At 76.3% G+C, this 4,760-nt stretch carries 7 protein-coding genes; 4 read left to right on the top strand and 3 right to left on the bottom strand.

Annotated elements, in window-relative coordinates; all coding sequences use genetic code 11:
- Positions 1-12: 12 nt before the first annotated feature.
- Genes tsaD through tsaB form a run of 3 tightly spaced genes read right to left on the bottom strand, consistent with a single transcriptional unit; the run spans position 13 to position 2,211 of the window.
- Entirely contained in the window at positions 13-1,065 is a 1,053-nt protein-coding gene (gene tsaD, locus ACTUAL_RS18700) for a tRNA (adenosine(37)-N6)-threonylcarbamoyltransferase complex transferase subunit TsaD (RefSeq protein WP_096497086.1), read from the bottom strand.
- Positions 1,058-1,501 (bottom strand): ribosomal protein S18-alanine N-acetyltransferase, encoded by a 444-nt coding sequence (gene rimI / locus ACTUAL_RS18695; protein ID WP_096498104.1) that lies wholly within the window; start codon positions 1,499-1,501, stop codon positions 1,058-1,060. The genes tsaD and rimI overlap by 8 nt, the downstream gene beginning before the upstream one ends.
- A gap of 11 nt (positions 1,502-1,512) precedes the next feature.
- Positions 1,513-2,211: a tRNA (adenosine(37)-N6)-threonylcarbamoyltransferase complex dimerization subunit type 1 TsaB gene (gene tsaB, locus ACTUAL_RS18690; protein ID WP_440901171.1), complete on the bottom strand. Its 699-nt coding sequence runs from the start codon at positions 2,209-2,211 to the stop codon at positions 1,513-1,515.
- Between the two features lie 68 nt (positions 2,212-2,279).
- On the opposite strand from tsaB, the gene ACTUAL_RS18685 reads away from it, so the two are divergent.
- The 4 genes from ACTUAL_RS18685 to ACTUAL_RS18670 all read left to right on the top strand — a co-directional run.
- A complete protein-coding gene (locus ACTUAL_RS18685) occupies positions 2,280-2,663 on the top strand; it encodes a MerR family transcriptional regulator (protein WP_096498105.1) in 384 nt (127 codons plus the stop codon).
- Positions 2,651-2,956 (top strand): thioredoxin family protein, encoded by a 306-nt coding sequence (locus ACTUAL_RS18680; protein ID WP_096497088.1) that lies wholly within the window; start codon positions 2,651-2,653, stop codon positions 2,954-2,956. Before ACTUAL_RS18685 ends, ACTUAL_RS18680 begins: the two co-directional genes overlap by 13 nt.
- A 30-nt stretch (positions 2,957-2,986) precedes the next feature.
- Positions 2,987-4,339: an acyl-CoA synthetase gene (locus ACTUAL_RS18675; RefSeq protein ID WP_096497089.1), complete on the top strand. Its 1,353-nt coding sequence runs from the start codon at positions 2,987-2,989 to the stop codon at positions 4,337-4,339.
- Positions 4,336-4,760, top strand: a 425-nt coding sequence (locus ACTUAL_RS18670) for a carboxyl transferase domain-containing protein (RefSeq protein ID WP_440901170.1), incomplete at its 3' end; no start/stop codon positions are given. The genes ACTUAL_RS18675 and ACTUAL_RS18670, both read left to right, overlap by 4 nt.

Below are 4,760 nucleotides of genomic sequence, written 5' to 3'. Positions count from 1 at the left end.
GCGGGCCCGGCGTCAGCGGACCTGGACCACCTCGACCGGCAGGCCGGGGTTGGTCGACAGCGACAGGCCCGAGGGCTTCGCGCCCGCCGCCACGAGGTGCGCGCCGATCGCGGCGATCATCGCGCCGTTGTCGGTGCACAGCCGGGGGCTGGGCACCCGCAGGGTGATGCCCGCGTCCGCGCACCGCTCGGCGGCGAGCCCGGACAGCCGCGAGTTCGCCGCGACCCCGCCGGAGATCACCAGCGTGTCCACGTCGAGGTCCCGGCACGCCCGGATCGCCTTGGCGGTCAGCACGTCGGCCACCGCCTCCTGGAACGACGCGGCGACGTCGGCCAGCGGCACCTCCTCGCCCGCGGCCTCCCGGCGCTCGACCCAGCGGGCGACGGAGGTCTTCAGGCCGGAGAAGGAGAAGTCGTACTTGGCGTCGCGCGGCCCGGTCAGCCCCCTGGGGAAGGCGATGGCGCACCCGTCGCCCTGCTTGGCGAGCTTGTCGATGGGCGGGCCGCCGGGGTAGGGCAGGTCGAGCAGCCGGGCGACCTTGTCGTAGGCCTCGCCCGCCGCGTCGTCCACCGTGGACCCGATCTCGGTGATGCTCGACGCCAGGCCCTCCACGAGCAGCAGCTGGGAGTGCCCGCCGGACACCAGCAGCGCCAGGCAGCGCTCGGGCAGCGGCCCGTGCTGGAGGGTGTCGGCGGCGACGTGGCCCGCCAGGTGGTTGACGCCGTAGAGGGGCTTGTTCAGCGCGGCGGCGTACGCCTTGGCGGCGGAGACGCCGACCAGCAGCGCGCCCGCGAGGCCGGGCCCCGCGGTGACGGCGATGGCGTCGATCTGCGCGAGGTCGACGTCGGCCTTGGCCAGCGCCCGCCGCATCGACGGGACCATGGCCTCCAGGTGCGCCCTGGACGCGACCTCGGGGACGACGCCGCCGAACCGGGCGTGCTGCTCGACGCTGGAGGCGACCTCGTCGGCCAGCAGCTCCACGCCGCCATCGGCGCCGAGGCGGACGATGCCCGCGCCGGTCTCGTCGCAGCTGCTCTCGATGCCGAGGATGAGCCGGTCAGTCACGGTTCGCGGGCCTTCCCATGGTGTACGCGTCGGCCCCGGAGGGCTGGTAGTAGCGGCGGCGCAGGCCGAGGCGCTCGAAGCCGTGCGCCAGGTAGAGGCCGATGGCGCTCTCGTTGTCGGTGCGGACCTCCAGGAACACCGGGAGGCCGTCCCGGTCGGCCCGCTCCAGCAGCGCGCGGAGCAGGGCCTTGCCGATGCCCCTGCCCTGCCAGGCGGTCTCGACGGCGATCGTGTGGACGCTGCTCTCGAAGTCGGTCAGGCCCAGCCCCGCGTAGCCGACCAGCTCGCCGTCCGCGTAGGCGCCGAGGTAGAGGTTGCCCGCGTCCAGCTCGCTCAGGAACGAGCCCTCGCTCCACGGGTCGTCGCCGGGGAACAGCCGGTGCTCGATCTCGACGCAGCGCGGGACGTCCTCGTGGCGCAGCGGCGACAGCACCACCGTGCCGGTGTTCACGGGCGGGTCACCCGCTTGCGGCCGGTGGGCTCGACGGCGTCGGGTCGGCGCAGGTAGAGGGGGGTGAGCGGGGCCGGTTCGGCGCCGGAGAGCAGCGCGTCGGCCGCGGCGGCGACCAGGCCCGCCGGGGACGGGTGGTCGTGGCCCGCCCGCACGGGCAGGCCGAGCACCTCGGCGTAGAGCGCGGCGCCCTCGCCGACGGCCCCGGCCAGGCCGAGTCCGGGCAGCTTCCCCGCCAGCTCGGCGGGGCGCTCGACGTCCGGGCCCTGGGTGCGGCGGCCGTCCGCGTCGTAGGCGGCCCAGTAGACCTCGCGGCGGCGGGCGTCCGTGGCGACCAGCAGCGGCGCGCCTGCCGACGCGCCGGAGACCAGGGCGTCGTGCGCCAGCGCGTCGGTGGTGGCGACCGGGTGCACGGGGCGGTCGAGGGCGTGGCCGAGCGCGGCGGCGGTGACCAGGCCGACGCGCAGCCCGGTGAACGGGCCAGGGCCCGCGCCGACCACGATCGCGTCCACGTCGGCGAGCGAGCGGCCCGCGTCCGCGAGCGCGTCGGTCAGGTGCGGCGTGAGGAGCTCGCCGTGCGCCTTGGCGTCGACCGTGACCCGCTGGGCCAGGGTCCTCGGCGGCGAACCGGCTTCGAGCTCCACGACCCCTGCGGTCACTGCGGGCGTGGCGGTGTCCAAGGCGAGCACTAGCACCGGGTCACTGTACGGGTGCGCGCGCCGGGGCTGGACTTGACGTCCACGTCAACACCGATGATGCCGTGGTGCGCATCGGGGAACTGGCCAGGCGCTGCGGCACGACGACGCGGGCGCTGCGCTACTACGAGTCACTGGGGCTGCTGCCGGACCGGCGCGGTCCGAACGGCAGGCGCGAGTACGAGGAGTCGGACCTGCGGCTGGTCACCGAGATCAGGTCGCTGACCGGCATCGGGTTCGCGCTGGAGGACACCCGGCCGTTCGTGGAGTGCCTGCGCGACGGCAACGCGAGCGGCGGGTCGTGCCCGGCGTCGGTGGCGGTGTACCGGCGCAAGCTCGCCGAGATCGAGGAGTGCATCGCGGGTCTCGAGGTGGCCAGGGAGCGGGTGCGCGAACAGCTCGCCTCGGCGGAGGCCGAGGCCAGGCGGAAGGGGAAGTCGTGCGGGAGCTGACCGACGGGACGTTCGGGGCGGGCATCGCCGAGGGGCTGCACCTGGTGGAGTTCGGGGCGAGGTGGTGCCCGCCGTGCCGGGTGGTGGAGCCGGTGCTGGAGGAGCTGGACCGGGAGCTGCCGGGGCTGGTGGTGAGCCGGGTCGACGTGGACGCGAGCCCCGCGGTGGCGCGGGACGCGCGGATCATGTCGGCGCCGACGCTGAACCTGTACCGGGACGGGGAGCTGGTGGCGCAGTCGATCGGCGCGAGGCCGAAGTCGCGGTTGGTGACGTGGCTCGAACCGCACTTGTGACCGGGGGCGGGCGGCGGCACGGTGTAGCCCATGCTGCTGCCCGCTCTGACCGACGCCGCCCTCGCCGACGCCGTCGCCGACAAGACCGCGCTCCGCTTCCCCGACGGGGAGCTGACCTACCGGGAGCTGGCCGCGCGGGCCCGCGCCGTCGCGCACGGGCTCGTGGGCAGGCGGCTGGTCGCGGTGTGGGCCAGGCCGACCCCGGAGACCTGCGTGACCGTGGTCGGCGCGCTGCTGGCCGGGGTGCCGGTGGTGCCGCTGAACCCGAGGATCGGCGAGCGGGAGCTGCGGCACGTGCTGGACGACAGCGCGCCCGAGCTGGTGGTCGACGGCGAGCCGCCCTCCGGGCCCGAGGTCCCGCTGCCCGAGCCGGACGCCGAGGCGCCCGCGCTGGTGATCTACACCTCGGGCACGACCGGGCCGCCGAAGGGCGTCGTGCTGCCGAGGCGGGCGCTGGCGGCGAACCTGGACGCGCTGGCCGCCGCCTGGGCGTGGACCGGGGACGACGTGGTGGTGCACGGGCTGCCGCTGTTCCACGTGCACGGGCTGTGCCTCGGCGTGCTGGGGCCGCTGCGGCGGGGCGGGACCGCGCACCACCTGGGGTCGTTCACCGTGGAGGCCGCCGCCGAGGCGCTGGCCGGGGACGGGACGGTCCTGTTCGGCGTGCCGACGATGTACCACCGCATCGCGCAGGCCCCGGAGCACGCGGGGGCGTTCGGGAGGGCGCGGCTGCTGGTGTCCGGGTCGGCGGCGCTGCCCGCGGCGGTGCACGAGCGGATCAGCGCGCTGACCGGGCAGCGGGTGGTGGAGCGGTACGGGATGACCGAGACGCTGATCATCACGAGCGTGCGGGCGGACGGCGACCGGCGGCCGGGCGCGGTCGGGACCGCGCTGGACGGGACGGCGGTGCGGGTGGTGGGCGAGCCGGGTGAGATCGGCGAGGTCGAGGTGCGCGGGCCGGGGCTGTTCACCGAGTACCTGAACCGGCCCGACGCCACGCGGGAGGCGTTCCGGGACGGCTGGTTCCGGACCGGGGACCTGGCGGTGCTGGAGCCGGACGGGTACCTGCGGATCGTGGGGCGGCGGGCCACCGACCTGATCAAGAGCGGCGGGTACAAGATCGGGGCGGGCGAGATCGAGAACGCGCTGCTGGAGCACCCGGACGTGGCCGAGGTCGCGGTGGTCGGCGAGCCGGACGAGGACCTCGGCGAGCGGGTCGTGGCGTGGGTGGTGGCCGCGGGCCGGGAGCCCGCGCTGGAGGAGCTGGCCGACCACGTGGCCGGGCTGCTGGCCCCGCACAAGCGACCGCGCGCGCTGGTGCTCGTGGACTCGTTGCCGCGCAACGACCTCGGCAAGGTGCTCAAGCGGGAGCTGCGGCGGTGAGCGACCCGCTCGGGTGGCCGGGTCACGCCGAGCGGTTGGCGCGGGCGCGGGCCAGGTCGGGCGCGGCGGAGTCGGTCGGCTGGGTGCGGTGGGGCGGCGCGGTGGTCGTGGAGTTCGACTTCCGCTTCCTCGGCGGGTCGGTGGGCGCGGGGGCCGGGCAGGCGCTGGTGGACGCGTTCGGCGCGGCGGTGGCCGAGGGGCTGCCGGGGGTGTCGCTGATCGCCACCGGGGGCAGCCGGGTGCACGAGGGCGTGGTGGCGCTGCGGCAGTTGCAGCGGGTGGCGCGGGCGCGGGCGGAGCACCGGGCGGCCGGGCTGGGGCACGTGGCGGTGCTGCGCGACCCGACCACCGGCGGCGGCTGGGCGGCGCTGGGCGCGGGGGCCGACGTGGTGCTGGGGGTGGCGGGGGCGCAGGTCGGCTT

Source organism: Actinosynnema sp. (genome assembly GCF_052038725.1).
The sequence above is the reverse complement of the archived record's forward strand: the minus strand, read 5'-3'. Positions and strand labels throughout refer to the sequence as shown.